This is a genomic window from Streptomyces sp. ICC4 (assembly GCF_003287915.1).
In the GTDB taxonomy this organism is placed as follows: Bacteria; Actinomycetota; Actinomycetes; order Streptomycetales; family Streptomycetaceae; genus Streptomyces; species Streptomyces tritrimontium.
Genome location: NZ_CP030286.1, coordinates 1,687,392 through 1,713,851, shown reverse-complemented (window position 1 = coordinate 1,713,851; position 26,460 = coordinate 1,687,392). Strand labels below are relative to the sequence as shown.

The 26,460-nt window shown below is 71.6% G+C and carries 27 protein-coding genes; 6 read left to right on the top strand and 21 right to left on the bottom strand.

Annotation, left to right across the window (positions count from 1 at the left end):
• Position 1: 1 nt before the first annotated feature.
• On the bottom strand, positions 2–1,672 hold the full coding sequence (locus tag DRB89_RS07755; RefSeq protein ID WP_112448705.1) for a transposase: 1,671 nt from the start codon (positions 1,670–1,672) through the stop codon (positions 2–4).
• Positions 1,665–2,243 carry an IS607 family transposase gene (locus DRB89_RS07750; RefSeq protein ID WP_112448704.1) on the bottom strand — a complete coding sequence of 193 codons (579 nt, stop codon included), beginning with the start codon at positions 2,241–2,243 and terminating at the stop codon, positions 1,665–1,667. The genes DRB89_RS07755 and DRB89_RS07750 overlap by 8 nt, the downstream gene beginning before the upstream one ends.
• Before the next feature lie 147 nt (positions 2,244–2,390).
• Between DRB89_RS07750 and DRB89_RS07745 the strand changes: the two genes are divergently transcribed.
• Positions 2,391–3,386 (top strand): hypothetical protein, encoded by a 996-nt coding sequence (locus DRB89_RS07745; RefSeq protein ID WP_239516054.1) that lies wholly within the window; start codon positions 2,391–2,393, stop codon positions 3,384–3,386.
• 72 nt (positions 3,387–3,458) lie between these two features.
• Positions 3,459–4,133, top strand: a complete 675-nt coding sequence (locus DRB89_RS07740) for an SMI1/KNR4 family protein (RefSeq protein WP_112463237.1) — start codon at positions 3,459–3,461, stop codon at positions 4,131–4,133.
• A 28-nt stretch (positions 4,134–4,161) separates the two neighbouring features.
• On the opposite strand, the gene DRB89_RS07735 is transcribed toward DRB89_RS07740, so the two are convergent.
• Positions 4,162–5,019: an aldo/keto reductase gene (locus tag DRB89_RS07735; RefSeq protein ID WP_112452186.1), complete on the bottom strand. Its 858-nt coding sequence runs from the start codon at positions 5,017–5,019 to the stop codon at positions 4,162–4,164.
• A 44-nt stretch (positions 5,020–5,063) separates the two neighbouring features.
• Here DRB89_RS07735 and DRB89_RS07730 point away from each other — a divergent pair, with 44 nt between their 5' ends.
• Positions 5,064–6,065, top strand: a complete 1,002-nt coding sequence (locus tag DRB89_RS07730) for a 2-dehydropantoate 2-reductase N-terminal domain-containing protein (RefSeq protein WP_112452185.1) — start codon at positions 5,064–5,066, stop codon at positions 6,063–6,065.
• A 426-nt stretch (positions 6,066–6,491) separates the two neighbouring features.
• On the opposite strand, the gene DRB89_RS07725 is transcribed toward DRB89_RS07730, so the two are convergent.
• Together DRB89_RS07725 and DRB89_RS07715 are read right to left on the bottom strand one after the other, a co-directional pair.
• On the bottom strand, positions 6,492–6,983 hold the full coding sequence (locus tag DRB89_RS07725; protein WP_112452184.1) for a hypothetical protein: 492 nt from the start codon (positions 6,981–6,983) through the stop codon (positions 6,492–6,494).
• A 758-nt stretch (positions 6,984–7,741) separates the two neighbouring features.
• Positions 7,742–7,930: a hypothetical protein gene (locus DRB89_RS07715; protein WP_112452182.1), complete on the bottom strand. Its 189-nt coding sequence runs from the start codon at positions 7,928–7,930 to the stop codon at positions 7,742–7,744.
• A 141-nt stretch (positions 7,931–8,071) separates the two neighbouring features.
• Between DRB89_RS07715 and DRB89_RS07710 the strand changes: the two genes are divergently transcribed.
• Positions 8,072–9,178, top strand: coding sequence for a helix-turn-helix transcriptional regulator (locus tag DRB89_RS07710; RefSeq protein WP_112452181.1), 1,107 nt, complete (start codon positions 8,072–8,074; stop codon positions 9,176–9,178).
• A 91-nt stretch (positions 9,179–9,269) separates the two neighbouring features.
• On the opposite strand, the gene DRB89_RS07705 is transcribed toward DRB89_RS07710, so the two are convergent.
• From DRB89_RS07705 to DRB89_RS07645, 14 genes are all read right to left on the bottom strand, one after another.
• The gene (locus DRB89_RS07705) at positions 9,270–10,013 is read right to left on the bottom strand and encodes a sirohydrochlorin chelatase (RefSeq protein ID WP_239516753.1); all 744 of its coding nucleotides are present in this window, start codon (positions 10,011–10,013) and stop codon (positions 9,270–9,272) included.
• Positions 10,014–10,095: 82 nt separating this feature from the next.
• Positions 10,096–10,992 (bottom strand): ABC transporter permease, encoded by an 897-nt coding sequence (locus tag DRB89_RS07700; RefSeq protein ID WP_112452179.1) that lies wholly within the window; start codon positions 10,990–10,992, stop codon positions 10,096–10,098.
• Positions 10,979–11,773, bottom strand: coding sequence for an ABC transporter ATP-binding protein (locus tag DRB89_RS07695; RefSeq protein WP_112452178.1), 795 nt, complete (start codon positions 11,771–11,773; stop codon positions 10,979–10,981). The genes DRB89_RS07700 and DRB89_RS07695 overlap by 14 nt, the downstream gene beginning before the upstream one ends.
• 40 nt (positions 11,774–11,813) lie before the next feature.
• Positions 11,814–12,950, bottom strand: a complete 1,137-nt coding sequence (locus tag DRB89_RS07690; RefSeq protein ID WP_204358137.1) for an aliphatic sulfonate ABC transporter substrate-binding protein — start codon at positions 12,948–12,950, stop codon at positions 11,814–11,816.
• Between the two features lie 214 nt (positions 12,951–13,164).
• Positions 13,165–14,505 carry a GTP-binding protein gene (locus DRB89_RS07685; RefSeq protein WP_112448391.1) on the bottom strand — a complete coding sequence of 447 codons (1,341 nt, stop codon included), beginning with the start codon at positions 14,503–14,505 and terminating at the stop codon, positions 13,165–13,167.
• A 2-nt stretch (positions 14,506–14,507) separates the two neighbouring features.
• Positions 14,508–15,446 carry a sulfate adenylyltransferase subunit CysD gene (gene cysD / locus DRB89_RS07680; protein WP_112448389.1) on the bottom strand — a complete coding sequence of 313 codons (939 nt, stop codon included), beginning with the start codon at positions 15,444–15,446 and terminating at the stop codon, positions 14,508–14,510.
• Positions 15,443–15,988 (bottom strand): adenylyl-sulfate kinase, encoded by a 546-nt coding sequence (gene cysC, locus DRB89_RS07675; protein WP_112453346.1) that lies wholly within the window; start codon positions 15,986–15,988, stop codon positions 15,443–15,445. Before cysC ends, cysD begins: the two co-directional genes overlap by 4 nt.
• Before the next feature lie 71 nt (positions 15,989–16,059).
• Positions 16,060–16,779, bottom strand: a complete 720-nt coding sequence (locus tag DRB89_RS07670) for a phosphoadenylyl-sulfate reductase (RefSeq protein WP_112448388.1) — start codon at positions 16,777–16,779, stop codon at positions 16,060–16,062.
• Entirely contained in the window at positions 16,776–16,955 is a 180-nt protein-coding gene (locus DRB89_RS07665) for a hypothetical protein (RefSeq protein WP_112448387.1), read from the bottom strand. Before DRB89_RS07665 ends, DRB89_RS07670 begins: the two co-directional genes overlap by 4 nt.
• Positions 16,952–18,664 carry a nitrite/sulfite reductase gene (locus DRB89_RS07660; protein WP_112448385.1) on the bottom strand — a complete coding sequence of 571 codons (1,713 nt, stop codon included), beginning with the start codon at positions 18,662–18,664 and terminating at the stop codon, positions 16,952–16,954. Before DRB89_RS07660 ends, DRB89_RS07665 begins: the two co-directional genes overlap by 4 nt.
• Positions 18,665–18,848: 184 nt before the next feature.
• On the bottom strand, positions 18,849–18,932 hold the full coding sequence (locus tag DRB89_RS46290; RefSeq protein ID WP_312847410.1) for a putative leader peptide: 84 nt from the start codon (positions 18,930–18,932) through the stop codon (positions 18,849–18,851).
• Positions 18,933–19,152: 220 nt separating this feature from the next.
• Positions 19,153–19,716: a GNAT family N-acetyltransferase gene (locus DRB89_RS07655; RefSeq protein ID WP_112448384.1), complete on the bottom strand. Its 564-nt coding sequence runs from the start codon at positions 19,714–19,716 to the stop codon at positions 19,153–19,155.
• A 13-nt stretch (positions 19,717–19,729) separates the two neighbouring features.
• Positions 19,730–21,025, bottom strand: coding sequence for a GAF domain-containing protein (locus DRB89_RS07650; RefSeq protein ID WP_112453345.1), 1,296 nt, complete (start codon positions 21,023–21,025; stop codon positions 19,730–19,732).
• Positions 21,026–21,383: 358 nt separating this feature from the next.
• Positions 21,384–23,027 (bottom strand): acyl-CoA dehydrogenase family protein, encoded by a 1,644-nt coding sequence (locus DRB89_RS07645; RefSeq protein WP_112448383.1) that lies wholly within the window; start codon positions 23,025–23,027, stop codon positions 21,384–21,386.
• 17 nt (positions 23,028–23,044) lie between these two features.
• Here DRB89_RS07645 and DRB89_RS07640 point away from each other — a divergent pair, with 17 nt between their 5' ends.
• Positions 23,045–24,160, top strand: coding sequence for a YihY/virulence factor BrkB family protein (locus DRB89_RS07640; RefSeq protein WP_112448382.1), 1,116 nt, complete (start codon positions 23,045–23,047; stop codon positions 24,158–24,160).
• 23 nt (positions 24,161–24,183) lie between these two features.
• Positions 24,184–24,981 carry a helix-turn-helix domain-containing protein gene (locus tag DRB89_RS07635; protein ID WP_239516053.1) on the top strand — a complete coding sequence of 266 codons (798 nt, stop codon included), beginning with the start codon at positions 24,184–24,186 and terminating at the stop codon, positions 24,979–24,981.
• Here DRB89_RS07635 and DRB89_RS07630 read toward each other — a convergent pair.
• Entirely contained in the window at positions 24,915–25,313 is a 399-nt protein-coding gene (locus DRB89_RS07630; protein WP_112448381.1) for a VOC family protein, read from the bottom strand. The two genes, DRB89_RS07635 and DRB89_RS07630, sit on opposite strands and share 67 nt — an antisense overlap.
• A 113-nt stretch (positions 25,314–25,426) precedes the next feature.
• Entirely contained in the window at positions 25,427–26,203 is a 777-nt protein-coding gene (locus DRB89_RS07625; RefSeq protein ID WP_204357695.1) for a TetR family transcriptional regulator, read from the bottom strand.
• Between the last annotated feature and the right edge of the window lie 257 nt (positions 26,204–26,460).

Sequence of the window (26,460 nt, the reverse complement as noted above, 5' to 3'; positions counted from 1 at the left end):
CCTATCCAGTGTGCAGGAGTGAGTCTTGGACCCACTGGTGCGTACTGGGCGCATCCCGAACGGTTTTGGATGCACTGGGTCCCCGCTTTCTCTTCCCGCTCGGCGTCGGCTCTCCGTAGAGCCGGTCCGTTGTGGGTGGGCGGATTCCGTCACGCCCCTGGGTGCCTGGTCCGGCCTGGACGGTCCGATGCCCCGCACGATCGCTCTGGTCGTGTGGGGGCGGTGCCGTCCCTCCCCAAGCTCTTCGAGCAGGGGATACCCCATGCCGGATCGGGTGTCCGAGGGCGCGTCGTCCGATCGCGATGCCGGCGGCATCGTGACGGGACATCTTTCGGCGTGGGGTGGCCAGTGGCTTCTGCCAATACTGACCTCCCCACTGGGAGGTGTAGGCGGGATCGGCTGCGACGATGGCGAGGCCGTGTTCGGTGGCCATCGAGACGAGGCGGGCTTTGAGCTTGCCGGTCGGAATGCCGGAGATCAGCTGCCGGAACCGTTTCCTGCGGCCGTGCTTCTCCCGGGTCTTCTCGGCGGTGAAGTCGAGGTCTTCGATCGCGATGGCCTTGACGCCGGTGCTCTTCGTCCAGTGCAGCAGCCGGGTGATGGCGTGCCGGATCTGAGCGTCGCGGTGGGCGGCCGATCCACTGAGGTCGTAGGGGAAGCGGTGTGGCTCGCCAATGGGGTTGCCGTGCGGGTCGAGCCGGTAGGCGGCGAAGTGGCCGGCGTTGGTATCCACACCGACCATGCCCTTCGCGCGGGCGGTGGCGAGCGGGACCGTCTGGACTACAGGGCGTTGCCAGGCTGCGGTCAGGTACCAGCGGCCGCGTGTGACGTCCAGGTGGATGCGGTAGGCCACGGCCCGATTCTCTTCCATCCGGTCCGCCCACTCCGCGCCCCGGTGCGCGAATGCGATCCGGCAGGTCAGGACGTACCGGCCGTGCTTGGCATCGGCCAGGTGTGCGAGTGGGGTCGGGAGCTTGATGCTGACTTCGCCGTCGGGGGTGACGCGGATCGTCTCGTTCCCGAACCGTTTCCCGGACTCACCGTCGGCGGCCAGGAACCAGCGTTCGGCTTCCCACCGGGCACGCCACTGCTCCTCCGTAAGCTGGGCTCTGTCCAGGTGGTGCCGGGTATTCGCCAGCCGCTTCCCGCCCCGGGCCACACGAACCCGACCCGCCCGCCAGTCGGCGACAACGGCCGCGTGCCGCTCTTCCAGCGTCACGAGACGCCGGGACTTGCGAAACCACTCGCTCCTGGAGCGGTAGCCACCCGCCGCCCGCTTACTCCCCTTCTCCCCGACCGGGAGGCCGAGACGGTGACGTAGTGCGTGGATGCCGGCGGCCAGAGTCTTGATGTGCGCGGCCTGGCAGCGGCGGGCGAGCGCCCACTGATCGTGACTGGCCTTGGTGATCGCCCCGGCGATCCTCGACGACGACTCCCTCGTCAGCCCCCGCTTACGAGTCGCCCACGTCTCAGTGGAGTGGTCGCGACCGTCCGCGCACCGCTGCTTGAGGTCACGGGAAGCCAGAGCACCCTGATGCGCGCCAACCAGCCGCAGAACCCTCTCATCCTCGACGCTCAAATTTTTCAGACGGTCGCGTATCGCCACACCGGACGGGCCGAGCGCCACAAACGAGGGAGCGATGGCGCGCAGCTTCCCTGCCGGATCAGCCATCGCCGGCCGCCGCCTGAAGCGCCCTTCGTGCCCGGTTCTTCGCGGAGCGCTGTCCGTACAAGCGGGCACAGAACGAGGTCAGTACCTCGATCATGTCGCGGACCAGGTCATCCTCAACCTCACCGTCATCCAGGACCACCAGGCGGCGGCCCGTCGCGGACAGGGCCGCTTCGACGAGTTCGACGTTCATGCGGCCAAGGCGGTCCTTGTGCTCCACCACCACGGTCGTGACATCGGGATCGGCCAACAGACGACGCACCTTGGTACGCAAACCGTCCATCCCGGATGCGACCTCGGATTCGATCCGCACCACCCGATGCCCGGCCTTCGCCGCCCACGCCGACAACCTGGCCGCCTGACGCTCCAGATCCAGCTTCTGATCGTGAGAGGAGACGCGGGCATACAGCCCGACGCCACCGACCTTTTCCGGCACGGCAAGGGCCTCAACGTTCACCAGAATCGTGCGCGGCCCGACCCGCTCAGCCGGAACCGGCAAATTGCCCTCACGGAACCAGCGATACGCAGTCTGCGGATGCACACCCTGCGCCTTCGCCCACCCCTTCAGGTTCATACACCCGACCGTAATCACACTCACCCAAATGCACTATCACTCACAAGAGTGACCTAAAGAATCAACAGCCCCAACCCCACGGGCTGCGGCGAAGCCCTGTCCGTCCGGCCGATGGACGCGCGGGGCGCCTCCAGTACGGTGGGCGGCGTGTCGCAGACCGATCAGCCCCGCCGTCGCCGCCGTCGCCGCCCGCTCCGCTGGGCTGCGGGTTTCCTCGTGCTGATGGCGGTCGCCGGCTACTTCGCCGTCCAGCGCGCGTCGAACGGCGGTGGCGGCGCGCCGTACTGCACGGCCTCGGTCAACGCCGCGGGCGGCGGCAAGGGCGGCAGCGGCCAGTACTACGAGATGAGCACGGAGCAGGCGGCCAACGCGGCGACGATAGCGGCCGTCGGGGTCTCCAAGGGGATGCCGGACCGGGCGGTGACGATCGCGCTGGCGACGGCGATGCAGGAGTCGATGCTGCGCAACCTCGACCACGGCGACCGGGACTCGCTCGGCCTGTTCCAGCAGCGGCCCTCCCAGGGCTGGGGCACGCCGGCGCAGATCATGGACCCCGTGTACTCGGCCGGGATCTTCTACGACCGGCTGGCCGAGGTGAAGGGGTACTCGCGGCTTCCGCTGACGGTGGCGGCGCAGAAGGTGCAGCTGAGCGCCTTCCCGCAGGCGTACGCGAAGCACGAGCCGGACGCGACCGTCCTGACGACGGCCTTCACCGGCTCCGGCCACCTGGTCTGCGCCGGGCCCGCGCCCGCCCGGGCCGGCGATCCCGCGAAGCTCAGGGCGGAGCTGTCCCGGCTGGTCGCCAAGAACGGGCCGCACACGGTGCCGGCGGAGCCGGCCGGAGCCGCGGGCGGCCCCGCGGCCTCCGCATCCTCCGGGGAGGCCGGGGAGACCGAGGTGTCCGTGGTCGCGAAGGGGGGCGGCGGCGAGGCGGCGGCGCGCTCCGGGCAGGTGCTCGCGCAGTGGGCGGTGGCCAACTCCCGCGAGCTGGGGATCACGCGGGTCTCGTACTCCTCGAGCACGTGGACCGCGGGCCCGGACGGCGGCCGGTGGAAGGGCAAGGGCGCTGCGGGAGCCAAGGACGGCGACGGGGACCCCCTCGACGCGGATCCGGGCCGGATACGGATCTTCGTGCGCACCTGAGCCGCCCGCTCGGCCCCGGCCAGCAAGGCGCTCTCGCTGTTCCACGAGAACCGGCAGCCCCTGTGGGAGGGCGTGACGCACTTCCGGCTGGCCAAGGTCCACCTGGCCGCGCGCCGGCCGGCGCTGGCCGCCCCGCCCCCGGACACCGGGCCGCGACTGACCGGCGAGCGGCGGGAGTTCGCCCTGACCACCGGCACCGGCCCGGCCGCCCTGACGGAGCTCACCCCGCCCCCGCACCACCCGTACCTCGGGGGCGGCACCTGGGAGCGGCTCTTCGAGGAGCTCGGCACCCGCCTCCCCGCCGAGTACGTGGCCCTCATGGACCGGTACGGCGCCGGCTGCTGGGGCGACTGGCTGCGCTTCCACACCCCGCTGCGCACCGACGGCGGATTCCGGCGGCTCGCGGAGCAGAACGCCGAGGCCTACCGGGGGGCCATCGGCGGATGGCGGGCCGAGGACCCCTTCCCGGTGTGGCCGGAGCCCGGCGGGCTGCTGGCCTTCGCGACCTCGAACGACGCGGACGTGCTCGGCTGGCTCACCGAGGGCCCCGACCCGGACGCCTGGCCGCTCGTCGTCTGGCCCCGGCACGCCCCGCAGGGGCCGCCGCTGCCGTACGGGCTCGTCGACACCCTGCTCGCCTGGCAGCGCGGCCGGTTCGAGACCGAGGGGCTGCCCGGCCTCGACCGGGACGACGACCCGGTCGAGTTCGCGCTCTTCGAGCCCTGGGACGCGACGGCCTACTGGTGAGTGCGCCGGCCGCCGTGCCCGGGTCCGCTCAGCCCGTCAGGGCGTCCAGCAGGGCCACCTCGCGCGGGGTCAGGCGGACCGTCGCCGCGTCCAGGTTCTCCGCCAGGTGGTCCGGGGAGCCCGTGCCCGGCGTGGGGCACAGCACGGGGGAGTGGTGCAGCAGCCAGGCCAGGGCGATCTGGCCGGTGGACGCGCCGTGCTCGGCGGCGACCGTCGTCAGCGCGGCCGCGCTCTCGCGGGTCAGGGCGCCGCTGCCCAGCGGGTAGTACGGCAGGAAGGCGATCCCGCGCTCCTCGCACAGTGCGAGGAGCTCCGCCGAGGAGCGGTCCAGCAGGTTGTACGGGTTCTGCACCGAGGCCACCGGGACGGTCTCCAGCGCCTCCCGCAGCCGGTCCGCCGTCACCGTGTTCAGCCCGATGTGGCGGATCTTCCCCTCCGCCCGGAGCTCGGCCAGCGTCCCCAGCTGCTCCGCCGCCGGGACGGCCGGGTCGAAGCGGTGCAGCTGGTACAGGTCGATCCGGTCCAGCCGGAGCCTGGCCAGGCTCGCCTCGCACATCGCCCGCAACTGCTCGGGCCGGCCCGCGGGGTGCCACTGGTCCGGGCCGGTGCGCACCACCCCGCCCTTGGTGGAGACCACCAGCCGCTCCCCGTACGGGTGCAGGGCCTCGGCGACCAGCTCCTCGGCCAGGTGGGGGCCGTAGTTGTCGGCGGTGTCGATCAGGGTGACCCCGCGCTCGACCGCCGCGCGCAGCAGCGCACGGGCCTCGGCGCGGCCCGCCCGCGGGCCCCAGTAGCCGTCGCCGACCAGCCCGCCCGTCCCGAGACCGAGGCGGCGTACGGGCAGGTCGCCACCGAGGAGGAACGTCGCATCCGCATGAACAGACATGGCCCGACGGTAGCCCAGGAGCCGGGATGTGCCAGGCTCGGGGAATGCGTTACATCATCATCGGCGCCGGGGCGATCGGCGCGACCATCGGCGGACGGCTCGCGGAAGCGGGCGGCGAGGTCGTCCTCGTCGCGCGCGGCGCCCACGCGGAGGCCCTGCGGGCCGACGGGCTGCGGCTCACCACGGCGGACGGGGAGCGCGTGCACCGGCTGCCCGTGGTCGCCGGCCCGGCCGAGCTCGGCGAACTGCGCCCGGACGACGTGCTGTTGCTGACGGTCAAGACCCAGGACGCGCTCGCCGCGCTCGACGCCTGGGGCGATGCGGAGGTCGCGGGCGGCGGGACGGCGGCCCAGCGGCTGCCGGTGCTGTGCGCGCAGAACGGCGTCGAGAGCGAGCGCCTCGCCCTGCGGCGCTTCGCCCGCGTGTACGGGGTCTGCGTGTGGCTGCCGGCGACGTTCCTGGAGCCCGGGGTGGTCTCCGCGCTGTGCGCGCCGCTGACCGGGATCCTGCACATCGGCAAGGCCGCCGGCGGCGCGGACGGGCGGGCCCGGCGGATCGCCGCCGACCTGGAGAAGGCCGGGTTCGGGGCGCCGGTCGCCGAGGACGTCATGCGGTGGAAGCACGCCAAGCTGCTGGGCAACCTGGGCAACGCGATCCAGGCGACCACCGGTCCCGAGCCGGAGCCGGCGAAGGCCGCGCTGCTGCTGCGGGCGGTCCGCGAGGCGAAGGCCGCCTTCGAGGCCGCCGGGATCGCCTACGCCTCCGACGCCGAGCAGGCGGCGGCCCGCGACGGCAGGGTGGAGCAGCCGGCCGGGGTGCGGGGAGGGTCGTCCTGGCAGAGCCTGGCCCGGGGCACGGGCTCGGTGGAGGCCGACTACCTCAACGGGGAGGTCGTCCTGCTGGGGCGGCTGCACGGGGTGGCGACGCCGGTCAACGACACGCTCCGGCGCGCCGCGAACATCTTCGCCCGCGAGGGCCTCCCGCCGGGTGCGATGTCCGTCGAGGACCTGACGGCCCTGGCCGACGAGGCCGCGTCGAGGGCGTAGCCGCCGGGTACGGGTGCCGCCGCGTCTCCTGGGGCTCCGCCCCGGCGGACCCTACACCCCGGTATCTAGAAAAACACCAGGTCAGTAGGCTCGAAAAGCCCCGTGCGGCGTGTGCTCGGATGGGGCTCTTCGTCGCCTCAGGTCGTTGACGAGCAGCAAGCCGCGCAGGCCACGTTGCGAGCCTGCCCGGTGACCGGGTCAACGATGACCGTCACACCCTCGCCGTGCGGGCAGACTCGGCGTCGCCGCTGGCTGGGGCTCTTCACGGTCCGGCAGGTGCCCAGCAGTGTGACCGCCTCGCGGTACCGAGGATCCGCCCAGTCGCCCCGACGCGCTTCTTCGCTCACCGCATCCTCCTAGTGGCAGAACGTAGCCAACGGTAGCGGGTCAGAGTGCGTCCACGATGCTGTCCGCCCAGAGTCCTTGCTAGCTCGGCGGAGCCGCACAGCCAGACCCTCCGTCCGTGCACTCGCTGTGCATGCAATCGGCCGAGACGAGAACTGACGATTGTGCTTCCAGGCTCCACAGGTACTCGTCGGGTTCGTGCCCCGCTTCGCGGATCGCCTTGAGCGTCCGGTCGACAGTGGCTGTGTCGTGCTTCTTCGTTGCTGGGGTTTCCGGGACGTGGTGGACGAACCGGCCCAGCAGCTGGCACAGCTCGGCGTATGACTTCGTGTCCGTGATGAGCGCGTGCCAGCCTTCATCGACAACTTGGGACGGGCGCAGTGCCAGGCCCGGAGTGCTGTTCAGTGCTGCCGCCGCGACGAACTTCACGGCCTCGCTGACGATCCGATCGGCCATACCGTCCGTCAGCTCGGGGTTGGCCTTCTCGACGGTACGAACGGCGGTTGCAAAGGCCGTGGCCGTGAGGAGGCTGGACGAAGGTAAAGCGGTCTCATGGGCTGTGGTCTGTGACATGTGAACTCCGTTGCTGTTGAAGGTGTTGTGTTGCCCGCCCCGTGAAGGACGGGAGATCAGTGGAGGGTCGGCCCGCACCACGCGCACTGGCACGGCGGGAACTCGACTCCGAACCCGTCCCAGTAGCCGAGAGCACGGAACCGTGCTCGTTCGGCTGCCGACCGGTGAATGACCGGGCCTTGTCTGCCGGACCGAATTACGCGCGTCTCGCCGGTCCGTGCGAACAGCTCGGAGTCCCCGGGAGCCAACCGAACGAGCACCACACGGGTGATCTGTAGGGTCATCCGGGAACGGCTCGACACGCCACCCGAGCCCGACGGGAACGGCGGGGGCGGCTTACGCATCGCATCCTCGGCAGCAATCTCCCGAAGAGCGCAGCGGACTTCCCGGGCTTGCTCAGCCGGGATCACGCGCCCCACCCCTTGGCCACGATGCAGGCGACCACTCCAATCCATGCGATCGCTCCGAGGGTCACGGCTAGCGCGCTTCGCCGGCTGGGCTGCACGTGGTCCTGGTGCTCGTTGCCGTCGGTCACTAGGCACGCTCCACAACGGCTACTTCCGAGAACTCCCGGACGAACGTCATGTGGCCCGTGCGGCCAGTGTGCTGAATGCACATATCGCTGCACACATCAGCGTTCGACGTCGGTTCCGCAGACCAACCGCACTCAGGAGCCAGGCACCGCGCGGTCGCTGTCGTCTCGGCGGAAGGGTGCCGCCGCATGACATACGGGATGTAGCGCATCACCGAAATCACGCTCATACCGTGGCCCGGCGGTGCGGGTGGTTGCGAAGCTCCTCGTTCTGCACCGCCACCGCGCACGGATCGCCGGCTTCCCGCGAGATCTCACGCGCCGTGACCAGCGCGAGGCACACCCCGCATCCAGACACGGGCACCGGTTCGAGTTGATCGGTCCGTGCCGTCTCCTGCTGTGCTGCCGTCACCATGCGCACCCCTCGCGTCGCGTTCGGTGCTCGGGATCGTCTCGCTGCCGAGGAAGCCCGGCCCAGTGTGATCCGTAGTGGCAACCGGCTCGGAAGGCGAAGAATCCCTCGGTCTAGTGGCAGCCCTAGTAGCAAGATGGGCGCATGGACATCGGGGAACTGATCCGTGATCTCCGCAAGGCTCGCGGCTGGAGCCAAGGGCGGTTAGCTTCGGAGATCAACAACGCGCACGGCACGACGCTGACGCGGGAGTACGTCAGCAACTGGGAGTGTTCCAAGGTCAGGCCAGGCCCGTTCTACCTAGCCGCGCTCTCTGCCGTTCTCGACGTTCCCCTAGCTGTCCTTGAAGGTGAAGTGGACCGACGCGAGTTCCTTACCGACGTCGCCGGGGCTGCCATAGCCCCCGTGATCGCCTCTGATCTGATCAGCGCAGGGTTCGCCGCCCGACTACGGGGCGGACCGTCAGTGGACACATGGGAAGCCAAACTGACTACGTACGGCACTGAGTACATGTCGATGGGTGCGGCGGACATCCAGCGTCGGGTTTCCGGTGAACTCGTCGCCGTGCAGCAGCAGTTGGAGAACCCCCGGCTGTGGTCGGTGGCTTCCCGGCTGATGACTCTGTACGCAAAGACGTTTCCCGGGTCGGACGGCTCCAAAGCGGTCCACTGGTACCGGATGGCAGCGAGAGCCGCAGACGAGTCTGGAGACGATGACGCGCGCGTGTGGGTACGTGGACGTGCAGCTATCGCCCTGGGCTACGAGGGGGCATCGCTGGGAGTGGCTGACGTGCTTGCAGACCAAGCCTTGGCCATATCGGAACGGCCCTCCCTCGGCCTCCTGAATGCTGTGATGGGTAAGGCCCATGCCGCCGCGCTTCGCGGTGACCGAGCCACGGCACTCAAGCTTGCCGACGACGGCCGGCGAATCTTCGACAAGGCTGGATCGTACGAGCAGACCAGCGACTACGCCGTGCCCTGGTGGCGGATGAACGTCTTCTTGTCGCTTCTTCTGGCCCGTCTGGGTGACGAGCACGGAGCCGTTGAGGCACAGGAGGCAGCACGCCGCGAACTCCCTGCAGAGCTGCCCCGGTTCGCCACTCACCTTGAAATGCACCGGGGGCTGATGCTCGCCCGGTCCGGCGACGTGTCCGGCGGGGTGGCCTACGCACGGGGCGCGCTGGATGCCCTGCCGCCGGAGAAGCATTCCCTCACGCTGAGACTGCTCATGTCGGAGATTGAAGAGTCCTGACGATCCACCAGTCCTTCCAAATGCCCGCCCCAGGGTGTTGGTTCCACTCCAGACCCCGCGCCTCAAACGCCGGCGGGGCTGGAGAGACCGGCTACGCCGCCAGGGCCGACAAGCGGGCCGGGGCGCGCAGCGCGTCCTCGTAGCGGCGCAGCAGCAGGCGGGCCAGTTCCGGGGAGGGCCCCAGGACGTCGGCCACCACGTCCGCGCCGGCGGCTTCCGCGCCCGCCGCGATGCGGTCCGGCAGCCGGCCGGGGGCGATCACGTACGGCGCCACCGCGATCCGGCGGACGCCCTCCGCGCGCAGGGCCCGTACGGCGTCTTCCGTACGGGGGAGAACAGCGGAGGCGAACGCAGGCCGCACGGCGCACCAACCGGTGTGCCGCCACTCCCGCGCGGTTTCAGCGATCACTGCGATCGCCTCCGGGTCTGAGGAACCGGCGGACGCGAGCACCACACCGGTGGTGGCGCGGTCCGCCGGGGTGAGGCCGGCCTCCCACAGGCGGCGTTCGAGGTTCGCCAGCAGCAGCGGGGACGGGCCGAGCACGTCCGCGGTACGGACCGAGAGGTCCGGCAGGTGGGACGCGGCCGCGGCGAGGACCGCCGGGATGTCGGACTTCGCGTGGAACGCCCGCGTCAGGAGCAGCGGGAGGGCCACGATCTCCCGGACGCCCGCCAGGTGGAGGGAGGCCACGCACTGGTCGACGGTCGGGCCGTCGAAGTCCAGGAAGGCCGTCTCCACGCGCACCCCCGGCCGCAGCGCCCGTACCCGCCGGGTGAGGGCGTGCACGGTCGCCGCGTGCCGCGGGTCGCGGCTGCCGTGGGCGATGACCAGCAGGGCCGGCCGGTCGTGGCGGTCCTGCCGGTCGTGCCTGTCGTGCCGGCCGGCTTGGCGGGCGTGGTGGGCGCTGAACACGGGACTAGCTCTTGACCAGCAGGCCGCGGGTGCGCAGCACCCACCGCTCGATCGGGCTGAAGATCAGCAGGTCGATCGCGATGCCGACGACCAGGATCAGGATGATCGCGAGGAACACGCCCGGCAGGTCGATGTTGTTGCGGCCGTTCTCCAGCAGCTGGCCGAGGCCGAGGCCCAGGTCGGGCGAGCTGGCGATGATCTCGGCGGCCATCAGCGAGCGCCAGGAGAAGGCCCAGCCCTGCTTGAGGCCCGCCAGGTATCCGGGCAGTGCGGCGGGCATGACCACGTGCCGGGCCCCGCGCAGGCCGGTGGCGCCGAGGGTGCGGCCGGCCCGCAGGAACAGCGGCGGGATCTGGTCGATGCCGGAGACGAGGCCGTTGGCGATGGAGGGGACGGCGCCGAGCAGGATGACGGTGTACATCATCGCGTCGTTGAGTCCGAACCAGAGCACGGCCGGCGGCACCCACGCGACCGAGGGCAGCGACTGCAGCCCCTGGAGGATCGGGCCGATCGCGGCGCGCACGAACTTCACCCGGGCGACCAGCAGGCCGAGCGGGGTGCCGATGGCCAGGGCCAGCAGGAAGCCGAGCAGACCGCGCGAGACGCTGGTCCAGATGACCTCGAGCAGGGTCCCCTTGAGCCACATGTCGGACAGGCTGTCCCAGACGGAGGACAGGGCGGGGAGCTTGGTCTCGTCGGTGACCTTCGCCGCGACGAGGATCTGCCACACGACGAGGACCAGGCCGACGGCCAGGATCGGCGGCAGGACCTTCTTGAGGAGCACCTCGCGGACCGGGGTGCGGTGGGTCTGGACGGCGTCGAGGGCGTCGAGCCCCGCCTCCAGGCCGGCGAGGTCGTCGCTCCTGGCCGAGGTCTTGGGGCTGGTGTCAGTGCTGGCCATGGCGGCGGATCTCCCCACGCAGGTGTTCAGTGATCTCAAGGGACAGCTCCGCGACGTCCGCGTCCTCGATGCGGCGCGGCTGCGGGATGCCCACGGTCCACTCCTTCGCGACCCGCCCGGGCCGCGAGGACAGCAGGACCACACGCTGCGCGAGCCGTACGGCCTCGCGGACGTTGTGCGTGACGAACAGGACGGACAGGTTCGTCTCTTCCCAGATGCGGGTGAGCTCGCCGTGCAGCACGTCCCGGGTGATGGCGTCGAGCGCGGCGAACGGCTCGTCCATCAGCAGCAGCTGGCTGTCCTGGGCGAGCGCCCTGGCCAGGGCCACGCGCTGGCGCATGCCGCCGGACAGCTCGTGGACCCGCTTGCCGTACGAGCCGCCGAGCCGCACCAGCTCGAGCAGCCGCTCGGCCTCCGGCTTGCGGTCGGCCTTGGCCACCCCGCGCAGCCGCAGGGCGAGTTCGATGTTCTTGCCCGCGGTGAGCCAGGGGAAGAGGGCGTGCTCCTGGAACATCAGGGCCGGCCGCCCGCCGGGCGTCTCGATGGCGCCGGCGGTCGGCTTGTCGAGCCCCGCGACGAGGTTGAGCAGGGTGGACTTTCCACATCCCGAGGCGCCCAGGATGGTGACGAACTCTCCGGGAGCGACATCGAGGCTGATGTCGTCCAGGACGAGCTGCGATCCGGCCGGGCCGGAGAAGGACTTCGAGACGTGCTCGATACGGGCGGCGTGCGTCTGCTCCGCTACGGTGCCCTCGGCAGCCTTGGCAAGCGTGGTGGCCATGGTCGTCACCTCCTGGGGATTCGGGACGGGGAAGAGGGGATCACTTGGCGCCGAGGTCGGCGTCGGAGACCTCGGGCTTGCCGGCGGCCTTGAGGACCTTGTTGAGGAGCGTCAGGTCGTAGATGCCGGTGAGGTCGGGCTGCTCGATGAGCTTGGCCTTGACGGCCCAGTCGGACTCGGTCTTCAGGGTGGTGGCCAGCGGGTCGTCGGTGACGAGGATGCTGGTCCAGGCCGGGTCGATGACCTTGGCGTCGAGCGGCTTGCCGCCTTCGGCGGCGAGCTTGGCGTTGGCGGAGGCCTTCGCCTTGTCGGGGTTGGCGTTGATCCACTCGTTGGTCTTGACGGTGCCCTTGAGGACGGCCTCGACGACGTCCGGGTGCTCCTTGAGGAACTTCTGGGACACGATGATGTTCGTGATGACGAACTTCTTGTCGGGCCACAGGGAGGTTTCGTCGAGGAGGACGGTGCCGCCGTCGGAGACGAGCTTGGAGGCGGTGGGTTCGGGGACCCAGGCGCCGTCGATGGAGCCCTGCTTGAAGGCGTCGGGGGTGACCTTGTTGTCGGTGCGGACGACGGAGACGTCGCCCTTGCCGGACTCGGGGTCGACCGTCCAGCCCTTCTCCGAGATCCAGTTGAGGAACGCGACGTCCTGCGTGTTCCCCTTCTGGGGGGTGGCGATCTTCTTGCCCTTGAGGTCGTCGAGGGTTTTGATCTTGTCCGGGTTCACGACCAGCTTGACGCCGCCGGAGGCGGAGCCGGAGATGATGCGCAGGTTGTTGCCCTTGGACTTGACGTAGGCGTTGATCGAGGGGGAGGGGCCGATGAAGCCGATGTCGAGAGAGCCGCCGTTGAGGGCTTCGATCTCGGAGGGGCCGGCGTTGAAGGACTGCGGCTTGATGGTGGTCGCGCCGAGTTCCTTGGCGATCAGGCCTTCCTGGAGGCCGACGAGCGCGGTGGCGTGCGTCAGGTTGGGGAAGTAGCCGATGCGGACCTCGGAGGCCGAGAGCTTCTTGCCGCCGGCGGCGACCTCCTTGGCGGGAGCGTCGTCCTTCTTCGCGTCGGAACCGTAGCCGCACGAGGCGAGCGCGCCGATCAGGAGCGGGAGGGCGGCGGCGACGACGCCGCGGCGCAGGCCGTTACGGGAAAGCGCGGAACGCGGGGTACCGGTGGCAGGCACGGGAGGACTTCCTCTCGAAGCACCGTGAGGTCACGGCGCAGGTCTTCGTCTCTGGAGCAAGGGCAGGTACGGCTCGTGGGGGGTGTGGGCGCGCGAGCGGTGCGCGTACGTCATCACGCACATCGCCCCACGCCTCCCTGGCCGCTGCCGAGGGCGCCGCTGCCCACTCGGCCGCCCTCCTTCGCGAAGGTGGAGTAGATGTCGGCAAGCATGATCAGAAGTCCCACCCTTCCTCATCGGCCTGGATGGTGGTCTCGGCCTTGGAGGCGAAGGACTCGCCGACCATGCCGGCCGCCAGCGTCGTGCCGTCCGCCGGGTCGATCAGCAGGAAGGAACCGGTGCGGCGCGAGTCGGCGTACGAGTCGAGCGCGAGCGGCTCGGCGGTGCGCACGACGACCCGGCCGATGTCGTTGGCCACCAGCTGACCGGGGTTCGGGTGCTGGGACAGGTCGTCCAGGGTCAGCCGCGAGGGGATCTCCTTGACGATCGCCTTGACCGTGCGCGTCGTGTGCTTGATCAGCACCCGGGCGCCGACGGCCAGCGGCTGGTCCGCCACGTGGCAGACCGTCGCCTCGACGTCCTGCGTGGTGGCCGGGGCGCTCGCGGACGGGGCGATCAGGTCGCCGCGCGAGATGTCGATGTCGTCCTTCAGACGCACCGTCACCGACTGCGGGGCCCAGGCGATGTCCACGCTCTCGCCGAGCGCGTCGATGCCCTCGATGACCGAGGTGCGCCCCGACGGCAGGACCGTGACGGGCTCGCCGACGCGCAGTACGCCGGAGGCGATCTGGCCGGCGTAGCCGCGGTAGTCCGGGTGCGCGGCCGTCTGCGGACGGATCACGTACTGCACCGGGAAGCGCGCCGGGCAGGCGGTGAGGTCGTGGCTGACCGGGACGGTCTCCAGGTGCTCCAGCACCGTGGGGCCGCCGTACCAGTCCATGTGCGCGGAGGGCTCCACGACGTTGTCGCCGGCCAGGGCCGAGATCGGGATCGCGGTGATCTCCGGGACGCCGAGGTCCGAGGCGTACGCGGTGAACTCCTCGGCGATCGCCGCGAAGACGGCCTCCTGGTAGTCCACCAGGTCCATCTTGTTGACGGCCAGGACCACGTGCGGGACGCGCAGCAGCGCGGCGACGGCCGCGTGCCGGCGGGTCTGCTCGATCACGCCGTTGCGGGCGTCGACCAGGACCACGGCCAGGTCGGCGGTGGAGGCGCCGGTGACCATGTTCCGGGTGTACTGCACGTGCCCCGGGGTGTCGGCGAGGATGAACCGGCGCCGGGCGGTGGCGAAGTAGCGGTACGCGACGTCGATGGTGATGCCCTGCTCCCGCTCGGCCCGCAGGCCGTCGGTGAGCAGCGCGAGGTCGGGGGTGTCCTGACCGCGCTGGGCGGACACGGCCTCGACGGCCTCCAGCTGGTCGGTGAGGATCGACTTGGAGTCGTGCAGGAGGCGCCCGACGAGCGTGGATTTGCCGTCGTCGACGGAACCGGCGGTCGCGAAGCGCAGCAGCGTGGTCGCCGACAGATCGGCGAACTGCTCGGTGGTGGAGGTCATGGTTAGAAGTACCCTTCGCGCTTGCGGTCTTCCATCGCGGCCTCGGACATCTTGTCGTCGGCGCGGGTCGCGCCCCGCTCGGTGAGCCGGGAGGCGGCGATCTCGGTGATCACGGCGTCCAGCGTGGTGGCGTCGGAGTCGACGGCACCGGTGCAGGACATGTCACCGACGGTGCGGTAGCGGATCAGGCGGGTCTCGGTGGTCTCGTCGCCCTTGGCGCCGCCCCACTCGCCGGCCGTCAGCCACATGCCGTTGCGCTTGAAGACCTCGCGCTCGTGGGCGAAGTAGATCTCCGGCAGTTCGATCTTCTCGCGGGCGATGTACTGCCACACGTCCAGCTCGGTCCAGTTGGACAGCGGGAAGACGCGCACGTGCTCGCCGGGCGCGTGGCGGCCGTTGTAGAGCTGCCACAGCTCGGGGCGCTGGCGGCGCGGGTCCCACTGGGAGAACTCGTCGCGCAGGGAGAAGACGCGCTCCTTGGCGCGGGCCTTCTCCTCGTCGCGGCGGCCGCCGCCGAAGACGGCGTCGAACTTGAGGCTCTGGATCGCCTCGGTCAGCGGGACGGTCTGCAGCGGGTTGCGGACGCCGTCGGGGCGCTCGCGGAGCTTGCCGGCGTCGATGTACTCCTGGACGGAGGCCACGTGCAGGCGCAGGCCGTGCTTGGCGACCGCGCGGTCGCGGTAGTCCAGGACCTCGGGGAAGTTGTGGCCGGTGTCCACGTGCAGCAGGGTGAACGGCACCGGCGCGGGCGCGAACGCCTTCAGCGCCAGGTGCAGCATGACGATCGAGTCCTTGCCGCCGGAGAAGAGGATCACCGGCTTCTCGAACTCGCCCGCGACCTCGCGGAAGATGTGCACGGCCTCCGACTCGAGGGCGTCGAGGTGCGACAGCGCGTAGGGCGCGTCCGTCCCTTCGTGGACGTGTGCGACGGTGGCGGTCATGCCAGACCCCTCTCGGTGAGCAGCGCGTGCAGTGCCGAAGCCGACTCCTGTACGGACTGCGTGTGCGACTCGATACGCAGGTCCGGGGAGCCCGGCGCCTCGTACGGGTCGTCGACCCCGGTCAGACCGGAGATCTCGCCTGCCGCCTGCTTGGCGTACAGGCCCTTCACGTCGCGCTCGGAGCAGACCTCGACCGGGGTGGCCACGTGGACCTCCAGGTACGCGGTGCCCTCGGCGGCGTGCCGCTTGCGAACGGCCTCACGGCTGTCCGCGAACGGTGCGATCACCGGGACGAGCGCCTTGACGCCGTTGGACGCGAGGAGTTCGGCGACGAAGCCGATCCGCTGCACGTTGGTGTGCCGGTCCTCGCGGCTGAAACCGAGACCGGCGGAGAGGAACTCCCGGATCTCGTCGCCGTCGAGGACCTCCACGCGGTGGCCCTCGGCGCGCAGCCGCTCGGCCAGCGCGTAGGCGATGGTGGTCTTGCCCGCGCTCGGCAGCCCGGTCAGCCACACCGTGGCGCCCTGGTCGCTCACGCTCATCTGGTTCGTCTCCGTCGGTTCTGTGCGTTCGGTGCGTTCTGTGCGTGCGGTGGTCGCGCTGGTGGCCGTCATCAGCCGTGCAGTCCGCACTCGGTCTTGCCGAGCCCCGCCCAGCGGCCGGCGCGGGCGTCCTCGCCCTCCGCCACCCGGCGGGTGCAGGGGGCGCAGCCGACGGAGGGGTAACCGTCCATCAGCAGCGGGTTGGTGAGGACGCCGTGCTCCAGCACGTACGCGTCCACGTCGTCCTGGGTCCAGCGGGCGATCGGGGAGACCTTGACCTTCCGCCGCTTCTCGTCCCAGCCGACCACCGGGGTGTTGGCCCGGGTCGGGGACTCGTCGCGGCGCAAGCCCGTCGCCCAGGCGCGGTAGGCGGTCAGGCCCTCTTCCAGGGGCTTGACCTTGCGCAGCGCGCAGCACAGGTCGGGGTCGCGGTCGTGCAGCTTCGGGCCGTACTCGGCGTCCTGTTCGGCGACGCTCTGGCGCGGGGTGAGCGTGATGACGTTGACGTCCATCACGGCCTCGACCGCGTCGCGGGTGCCGATGGTCTCCTCGAAGTGGTAGCCCGTGTCGAGGAAGACCACGTCCACGCCGGGGAAGGCGCGGGAGGCGAGGTGGGCGACGACCGCGTCCTCCATGGAGGAGGTCACGGCGAACTCCTTGCCGAAGGTCTCGGCCGCCCAGGTGAGGATCTCCAGGGGGGAGGCGTCCTCGAGGTCCCGGCCCGCCTGCTCGGCCAGCACCTTGAGATCGGCGTCCCGGGTGTTGAGACCGGCGGTCTGAAGCGTGGTCATATCTCGTCCCCTCCAGCGGTGTTCGACGACACGCCCCGGGCCAGCAGCCCGAGGTACTTCAGCTGGAAGGCTCGATTGCAGGCCCTGCATTCCCAGGCGCCGTGGCCTGTTTCGTTCGGGAACAGGTCCTCGTCGCCGCAGTACGGGCAGTAGAACGGTGCGGCGCGCTCGCTCACGACAGGTCCTCGTCCTTCGCACGGGTCGCCCAGGCGGCGAAGCGCTCGCCGTCCCCACGCTGCTCCTGGAAGCGCGTGACGACCCGCTCGACGTAGTCGGGCAGACCGGCCGAGGTGACCTTGAGGCCGCGGACCTTGCGGCCGAAACCGGCCTCCAGGCCGAGCGCGCCGCCCAGGTGGACCTGGTAGCCCTCGACCTGGTTGCCCTCGTCGTCCAGGACCAGCTGGCCCTTGAGACCGATGTCCGCCACCTGGATGCGGGCGCAGGCGTTGGGGCAGCCGTTGATGTTGATGGTGAGCGGCTCGGCGAACTCCGGCAGGCGTCGCTCCAGCTCGTCGATCAGCGAGGCGCCGCGCGCCTTCGTCTCGACGATGGCCAGCTTGCAGAACTCGATGCCGGTGCAGGCCATCGTGCCGCGGCGGAACGGGGACGGCTTGACCCGCAGGTCCAGCGCCTCCAGGGCCGCGACGACCGAGTCGACCTTGTCGGCCTCGACGTCGAGCACGATCATCTTCTGCTCGGCGGTGGTGCGCAGCCGGCCGGAGCCGTGCCGCTCGGCCACGTCCGCGATCTTGGTCAGGGTGGCGCCGTCGACGCGGCCCACGCGGGGCGCGAAGCCGACGTAGAACTTGCCGTCCTGCTGCTGGTGGACGCCGACGTGGTCGCGCCACTGGCCGCTGGGCTGCGCGGGTGCCGGGCCGTCGGTCAGCTTGCGCTTCAGGTACTCGTCCTCCAGGACCTGGCGGAACTTGGCCGGGCCCCAGTCGGCGACGAGGAACTTCAGGCGGGCGCGGGTGCGCAGCCGGCGGTAGCCGTAGTCGCGGAAGATCGAGATGACGCCCTCGTAGATGTCCGGCACCTCGTCGAGCGAGACCCAGGTGCCGAGGCGCACACCCAGCTTGGGGTTGGTGGAGAGGCCGCCGCCGACCCAGACGTCGAAGCCGGGGCCGTGCTCGGGGTGCTCGACGCCCACGAAGGCGATGTCGTTGATCTCGTGCGCCACGTCGAGCAGCGGCGAGCCGGAGATCGCGGACTTGAACTTGCGGGGCAGGTTCGAGAAGGCCGGGTTGCCCACGATGCGGCGGTAGATCTCGTCGATGGCGGGGGTGCCGTCGATGATCTCGTCCAGCGCGATGCCGGCCACGGGCGAGCCGAGGATGACGCGGGGCGTGTCACCGCAGGCCTCGGTGGTCGAGAGGCCGACGGCCTCCAGACGGCGCCAGATCTCCGGGACGTCCTCGATGCGGATCCAGTGGTACTGCACGTTCTGCCGGTCCGTGAGGTCGGCGGTGCCGCGCGCGAACTCCTGGGAGATCTCGCCGATGACGCGCAGCTGCTCGGTGGTCAGCCGGCCGCCGTCGATGCGCACGCGCAGCATGAAGTACTTGTCGTCCAGCTCCTCCGGCTCCAGGATCGCGGTCTTGCCGCCGTCGATCCCGGGCTTGCGCTGGGTGTAGAGGCCCCACCAGCGCATACGGCCGCGCAGGTCGTTGGGGTCGATCGAGTCGAAGCCCGCCTTGGAGTAGATGTTCTCGATGCGCGTCCGCACATTGAGACCGTCGTCGTCCTTCTTGAACTGCTCGTTGCCGTTGAGGGGCGTGTGGTGTCCGACGGCCCACTGGCCCTCACCGCGGTGACGGCCGGTCTTGCGGCGCGCGGCAGCGGCAGCGGGTGCGGCGGCTGCGGGCGTTTCGGGGGTGGCGGCCATGACGGTACGTCCTTCTTCAACGGCTCAAGGCAAGGGCAGGGGGGAGTGGCGGCGGGACCCCTGGCACGGAGCAGGTGTGGCTGATTCGCCGCCTTTTTGGGGCGACTGTCGGCCTACAGGGGACTGCGGTGGTGGCTGACTGCGGGCGGTGTGGTCGCGTCCGCGGCAACGATGGTGCGGTGCGTCAGCGCGCCGGACAGATGGCGCTGGACATGCGGCCGAGGTCGACGTGCCGCCGACTCACCAAGGCAATTCCAGCTCCGTTCATGGCGGAAGCGTGGCATGTGGCGATTGGAGGAGTCCACTACTGTCCACTATGCGGACGAAGTCGTCTCGGATCATGAGATTCCCGTGACGGGGGTCACCTCGTGGGCCCCCGAGGCCCCCCCCGCCCCACGGGGCCGCGGGCCCATCCGGCCCGCTCCCGTGGGGCCGGTAGGGCTCCCGCGACTCCCGCGACTCCCGCGGGGCCGGTGCGGCTCCCGCGGCTACGCGCCGGGCCAGGGGCCGGGGGTCGGGGAGGTCTCCTTCTGCTCGGACTCCTCCTTGAAGACCTTGAGCCCGCGCCGGAGGTAGTTGTCCATCGCCGTCGGGCCGTCCTGGCTGCACGTGTGCAGCCAGACGCGCCGGGTCGCGGGCAGCTCCGGCCAGCGCTCGGCCAGCGACCAGGCCCGCTCGATGCCCACCGTCAGCAGGTGGCCGCCGATGCGCCGGCCCCGGAAATCGGGGAGGAGGCCGAAGTACATGATCTCCACCACACCGTCCGGCTGCGGATCGAACTCCACGTAGCCCGCCGGCGTGCCCCGGTCGTACGCCACCCACGTCTCCACCCCGGGACGGCCCAGCTGCTCCACCCACTGGGCGCGGGTCAGCGCCAGCCGGTCCGTCCAGTGGATGTCGCCGCCCACCGAGGCGTAGAGGAAGCGGCTGAACTCCGGCGAGGGCACCTCCGAGCGCGCGATCCGGATCTCCGGGCCGGGGACGGCCGCCGGGACGAGATCGGCCTGCGAGGTCATTTCCAGGGACCAGGTGGTCAGTGTGATGGTGCTCATGCAAGCCAGGGAATCACACGCCCCGGCCGCCGCCGGGATCCGTCCGGGGTTCGGTCCGGGGTTCGGTCCGGCCCAGCCGGGCCCCGACCACCGCCGGGGCCGTGGAGTGGGGCAGCAGGGCGGCCGGGTCCGCGGGGCGCACCAGCTCGACCTCCACGTCCTGCGCGAAGCGGTACGGGCGGTGGGCCAGGACCCCCGCGAGGTTGCGGCGCATGCGGGACATCTCCGCGCGGACCGTCACCGTGCGGGTCGCGTCGCCGAAGAGCTCGAGGGCGAGCTCGGCGGCGGAGCGCCCCTTCGGCGACTCGGCCAGCAGGAACAGCAGCTCCGCGTGGCGCGGGGTGAGCTCCTGAGACCAGCTGCCCGCGGGCCCGGAGACGGTCGCCAGCCAGGCCCCGGGCCGGCTGAGGTCCAGGACGACGCGGGTGGCCGCCCCGGCGCCGGTACGGGCCTCGGCGACGCTCAGCAGCCAGCCGCCCGGCAGCGGCTCCACCAGGCAGTCGCCCAGCTGCGGCACCCACACCCGGCCCGGGCCGAAGGACTTGGGCAGCGGGATCCGCTCCGCCGGCGCGAGCCCCGTGACGGCCGCCGTCCAGCCGTGGGCGTCGACGGCCAGGGCCCGCCCGGGCAGCCGGGCCAGCAGCGGGGCGGCCACGGAGCGCAGCCGCTCCAGGGACTCCAGGTGGCGCACCCGCAGCTCCCGCTCCGCGAGCCGGGCCACCGAGCTCACCCACGCCAGGGTCGCCGGGTGCATGGTGGCCAGCGGCCCGCTGACGTCGATGACGCCGAGCAGCTGCCCGTCGCGGGGGTCCCGTACGGGGGCTCCGGCGCAGGTCCAGGCGTGGTGGCTGGAGACGAAGTGCTCCGCCGAGAACACCTGGACCGGTCTGCGGGCCACCAGGGCGGTGCCCACCCCGTTCGTGCCGACCACGGCCTCGTCCCAGTCGGCGCCGACCGCGAAGCCGAGCCGGTCCGCCTTGCGCAGGATCGAGGCGTGGCCCTCCCGCCACAGCAGCCGGCCGTCCGCGTCGGCGACGACCATGATGTGCAGGGCCTCGTCCAGCGAGGGCAGCAGCCCTTCGCGCAGGACGGGCAGCAGGTCCCGTAGCGGAGAGGTCTGGCGCCGCTCCTCGGTCTCGGCGGCGGACAGCATCCGGGAGCGGGTGTCGCGGTCCGGGTGGACCCCGCCCGCCAGCATCCGGCGCCAGGACTCGGCGATCTCCGGGCGCGGGGCGGCCGGCGGCCGGTCCCCGGCGAGCGCGGCGGCCCGTACCCCCTTGAGCAGACGCGCGGCATCCCGTGCGTCCATGGCCGAGATGCGTGCCACATCGACCGCACTGCCTGTGGTGTGGGCCACCGGAACCTCCCCGTGTGGAACAGCCCTACGACGGATACCGCCCGGGAGCGACCCGGTGCGCGCCGCTTCCGTGGCGCGCCCGGCACGCCCGGTGGGCGGTTCCGATTCAAAGGTTGCAACGTCATGCAACTCTCGCCAAGTCCCGGTCGCACGATCGAAACTGTGCGGACGCCGCCGAGCGGCGTGACAGCTCCTTCCTCGGGGCTTTCGGACCAGGGGCGGTGCCGAGTCGGCGCGGCGCCTTCCCTGGTCCAGGTCAACGGGCCCGGATCTCGGCCCGCAGTGCTCCTCGGAGGGTTGGGGCCCTCCGCTAGCCCGCGATCCGGGCCCGTTCCACCACCGATCCCAGGTCCAGGCTGTGCGGCAGCGTGCCGAAGGCCGCGCCCCAGTCGCCGCCCAGCCGCGAGGCGCAGAAGGCGTCGGCCACCTCCGGCGGGGCCCAGCGCACCAGCAGGGATCCCTGCAGCACCAGGGCCATCCGCTCCACGACCCGGCGGGCCCGCGCCTCGATGCCCTCCAGGTCCGCGAGCTCCGTCAGCAGCCCCTTGATGGCCGAATCCAGCCGGTGGTCGGCGCCGCGCGCCAGGCCGACCTCCTGGAGGAACGCGTTCAGCGCCTGGGGCTCGCGCTGGAGCGCGCGCAGGACGTCCAGCGCCTGTACGTTGCCCGAGCCCTCCCAGATGGAGTTCAGCGGGGACTCGCGCAGCAGCCTGGGCAGCCCGGACTCTTCGACGTAGCCGTTTCCGCCCAGGCACTCCAGCGCCTCCGCCACCATCGGCGTACAGCGCTTGGTCACCCAGTACTTCGCGGCGGGCACCGCCAGGCGCAGGAAGGCCCGCTCCTGGTCGGTGTCGGCGTCGTAGGCGGCCGCGAGGCGCAGGGCGAGGGTGGTGGCGGCCTCCGACTCCAGGGCGAGGTCCGCGAGCACGTTGCGCATCAGCGGCTGCTCGATGAGCGGTGCTCCGAAAGCAGAGCGGTGCTCCGTGTGGTGAGCGGCCTGCGTCAGCGCCTGCCGCATCAGCGAGGCCGAGCCGATCACGCAGTCCAGCCGGGTCGCCGCGACCATCTCGATGATGGTCCGCACCCCCCGGCCCTCCTCGCCCACCCGCCGCGCCCACGTCCCGTCGAACTCCACCTCGCTCGACGCGTTCGACCGGTTCCCCAGCTTGTCCTTCAGCCGCTGGATCCCGAACACGTTGCGCGTCCCGTCCGGCAGCACCCGCGGCACCAGGAAGCAGGTCAGCCCCCCGGGCGCTTGCGCCAGCACCAGGAACCCGTCGCACATCGGCGCCGAGCAGAACCACTTGTGGCCCGTCAGCAGGTACTCGCCCGAAGCGTCGAGCGGCACCGCCGCCGTCGTGTTCGCCCGTACGTCGCTGCCGCCCTGCTTCTCCGTCATCCCCATGCCGAAGAGCACCCCGGCCTTCTGCCCGGCCGGCCGCAGCCCCTCCTCGTACACGTGCGAGGTCAGCAGCGGCTCCCATTCGGCGGCGAGCACCGGATCGGTCCGCAGCGCCGGCACCGCCGCGTGCGTCATCGAGACCGGGCAGCCGTGCCCCGCCTCCGCCTGCGACCACACGAAGAACCCGGCCGCGCGCCGCAGATGGCCCGCCGGCCGCCCCCAGGCGTCGGTGAGCCCGGCGCCCACCGCGTGCCCGAGCAGCCGGTGCCACGACGGGTGGAACTCCACCTCGTCGATCCGGTTCCCGTACCGGTCGTGCGTCCGCAGTTTCGGCGGGTTCTCGTTCGCCTGCGTCCCCCACTCCTGTGCCTGCCGGGACCCGGCCGCGCGCCCCAGGTCCGTGAGCTCTTCCCTGACCTCCGCGACCAGTTCGGGCGCCGCGTCCGCGAGATGCCGCTCCACGCCCTCGCTCAGGACCCGGTCGCTGCCGTAGACGTCGTGGCCCACGAGGAGCGGGGCCTGGTTGGTGACTGTGTGGGTGGTGGCTGCCATGCCGATACCGTAAGGACGTGCAGCCAGCAAAAGAAACACCCGAGCGGATTCCAGGACGGCTCCATCGGGCCCGCGTCCTCTACCGCAACGTCTCCAAGCGCAAGATGACGTGGCTGCTGCTCAAAGACACCGTGAACTCGTGCATCGAGTACCGGATCCTCGGACTCGCGGCCGAGGCGGCCTTCTTCACCCTGCTCTCGCTGCCCCCGCTCTTCCTCGGGCTGCTGGGCCTGCTGGGCTACGTGGACGGCTGGTCGGGCGGTACGACCGTCGCCAGCATCGAGGAGAACATCCTGGGGGCGGTCGGCACCGTCCTGTCCGACCGGGGCGTCAACGACATCGCCAAACCGATGCTCGACGACGTCACCAACCGGGGCCGGCCCGACCTGATCTCCCTCGGGTTCGCCTTCGCCCTCTGGTCGGGCTCGCGCGCCGTCAACGTCTTCATCGACACCATCACCGTCATGTACGGGCTCGACGGCCACCGCGGGATCGTCAAGACCCGGCTGCTCGCCTTCCTCCTCTACGTCATCGCCCTGCTCATCGGCGCCATCGTGCTGCCGCTGATGGTGGTCGGGCCGGACGCGGTCGTGCGGCTGCTGCCGTGGAGCACGGAGGTGATCGAGGTCCTGTACTGGCCCGTCGTCACCCTGCTCTCCATCGTCTTCCTGACGACGCTTTACCACGTCTCCGTCCCGGTCCGCTCGCCCTGGATCGAGGACATCCCGGGCGCGCTGGTGGCCCTCGCCATGTGGGTGGTCGGCTCTTTCCTGCTGCGGATCTACCTCACCAACACCGTCGAGGGCCCCACGATCTACGGATCCCTCGCGGCCCCCGTCGCGATCCTGCTGTGGATCGGCATCTCGGCCTTCGCCGTCCTCGTCGGCGCCGCCGTCAACGCGGCCATCGACCGCGTGTGGCCCTCGGTGGCCACGGCGGCGGCGCGCGAGCAGAACGAGCGGGTCCGCGAGGCGGAGGCGGCCCAGCTCGTCGCGCGGGCCGCCGCCTGGCGGGCGCTGGCCGAGGGGGAGTCGGAGGACGACGAGGGCGACGACATGCCCTCGGAGTTCCCCGAGCGCTGGTCGAAGTTCCTCCCCCCGGAGGACTACCACTCGCGCCTGCGCAAGCACTGACCACCCGTCGTAGCCTGAAGGGCGTGTACGAGGAACAGCCGTCCCGGACGATCGCCGGAGCCGTGCTCTGGCGATCCGCCGGGCCGGGCGGCGTGGTCCTGCCCGACGGCTGCATGGACCTGCTGTGGGTGGACGGGCGGCTCCTGGTGGCCGGACCCGACACCGCCGCGCACCCCGCCGGAGAGGTCCGGGGCTCCGGTTTCGCCGGGATCCGGCTGGCCCCCGGCGAGGCGCCCGCGCTGCTCGGCGTACCGGCCCGGGTGCTGCGCGACCGCAGGGTCGAGCTGGCCGACCTGTGGCCCGCCGCCGAGGTCCGGCGCCTCACCGGGCGGGTGGCCTCGTACGGGGACCCCCGCGCGGGCCTCGAAGAGCTGGCCGGGCTCCGCGCGGCCGCCTGCGGGCCCCCGGACCCGCTCGTCAGGGAGGTCGCGGCCCGGCTGCGCGCCGGGCAGGGCGTGGCCGCCGTCGCGCAGGCGGTCGGAATCGGAGAGCGGCAGCTGCACCGGCGCTCGCTCGACGCCTTCGGCTACGGGCCCCGGACCCTGGGGCGGATCCTGCGGCTCCAGCGGGCCCTCGCGCTGACCCGCGCCGGCCTCCCGCACGCGCAGGCGGCCCAGACGGCGGGATACGCCGACCAGGCCCACTACACCCGCGAGGCGCGCGCCCTGGCGGGGACGACCCCGGGGCGCCACGCGGCGGGGCCGGGCGCGCCCTTCGCCCGGGCGGAGCCGGTGGCTCAGGCGGAGCCGGTGGCTCAGGCGGGGTCGGCCGGGGCGAAGAGGGAGACGCCGGAGCCGTCCGGGTCGAGGACCACGGCGTAGCGCTGGCCCCAGAAGGCGTCCCAGGGCTTCAGGTGGCCCGTGGCGCCGGCGTCCGTCAGCTCCGCGTACAGGGCGTCCACCTCGGCGGGGGAGCCGCACAGGAACGCGAGGCCCACCCGGCCGTCGCTCGCGGGCCGGGTCCAGGACGGGTCGAAGGAGCGGATGACCTCCTCCGTGTCCCAGCCGATCCGCAGGCCGCCCGGCAGGGCGCCCTCCACGTGCGGCTCGGACTCGGCGCCGGCCGGGATGTCGAGGCCGAGACGGCGGTAGAAGGCGAGCGATGCGGCCATGTCGGAGACGATGATGCCGATCATGTCGAGTCGGGGAGTCATGGCGTCACCCTAGGGGCGCCCCCGCCGCCGGTCTTGAACGCATCGGACACCGGCGGCCCGCGCCGCCCCGGTGCCCGGCCGGGTCAGGCCGTGTCAGGCCGTGTCAGGCCGTGTCAGTCGGTGTCCTCCTCCGGCGGCAGGTGCCGGTAGACCGTGGCCCGCGAGACGCCGAGGGCGGCGGCGATCGCGGTCGCCCCGCTGCCCGCCGCGTGCATCCGGCGGGCCGCCTCGACCATGGCCGGGGTCATCGTGACGGGCCGCCCGCGCCGCCCGCCGGGCCCGGGCCGCCCGGTCGCGGACCCGGTCGCGGACCCGGTCGCGGACCCGGTCGCCCCATCCAGGAGTCGCCGTACGCCGTCCAGGACGGCCGCGCGCAGCTCGGGGACCGGGGCGTCGGCGAAGAGCACCACCGGGTCGGAGAGCATCGCGATGGCCTGGGCGGCCCGCACGCGCTGCTCGAACCCCGGATCCGCCCCCGCGACAAGGGAGTTCGCGCGCAGCATCGCGTCGCGCAGCCGGGCGAAGCCGGGGCCGGGCGTGGCCGGACCGGTGTCCTGGAGGTTGAGCCGGAGCAGGTGGCGGTGGTTCAGCCAGACGTCGAGGACCCCCTCGATCACGGCCCACCGCACCCGGTCGGTCCCGTCGGCCCCCGGCCCCGAGCCGCCCGGGGCCGGACCCGCCGGACCCGCCGAACCCGATGGACCCGCCGTCGTGGCGCGCGCCAGGGCGTCCGCCAGATCGCGGAGCATCGGCTCGACGAGGGCTCCGAGGATGTCGGCCTTGCCGGGGAAGTGGTACAGCACCGCCGGCTTGGAGACGCCCACCCGTTCGGCGATCTCCCGCAGGGAGGTCTCGTGGAAACCGTGGACCGCGAACAGCTCCGTGGACACCCGCAGGATCCGCTTCCGGGTGTCGGAGGCCGTCTCGATAATCGACTCATTATGCGACGCGACGGGGGCGATTCGCGTCTCGTAAATCGTCTCAGAACCTGCGGTTCTCCGGTTGTCCATGAAGAACAGCTTAGTACCTCACCTGACTTGGAGGCAGAGCTTTATGACCGGTCCTGACCAGCGGTAAGTCCATGCCGGTCAGGAGCGCGGCGCCCCGCGCGGGAGGCGGCCGCAAAAGAAGTGGCGCGCGCCCGACG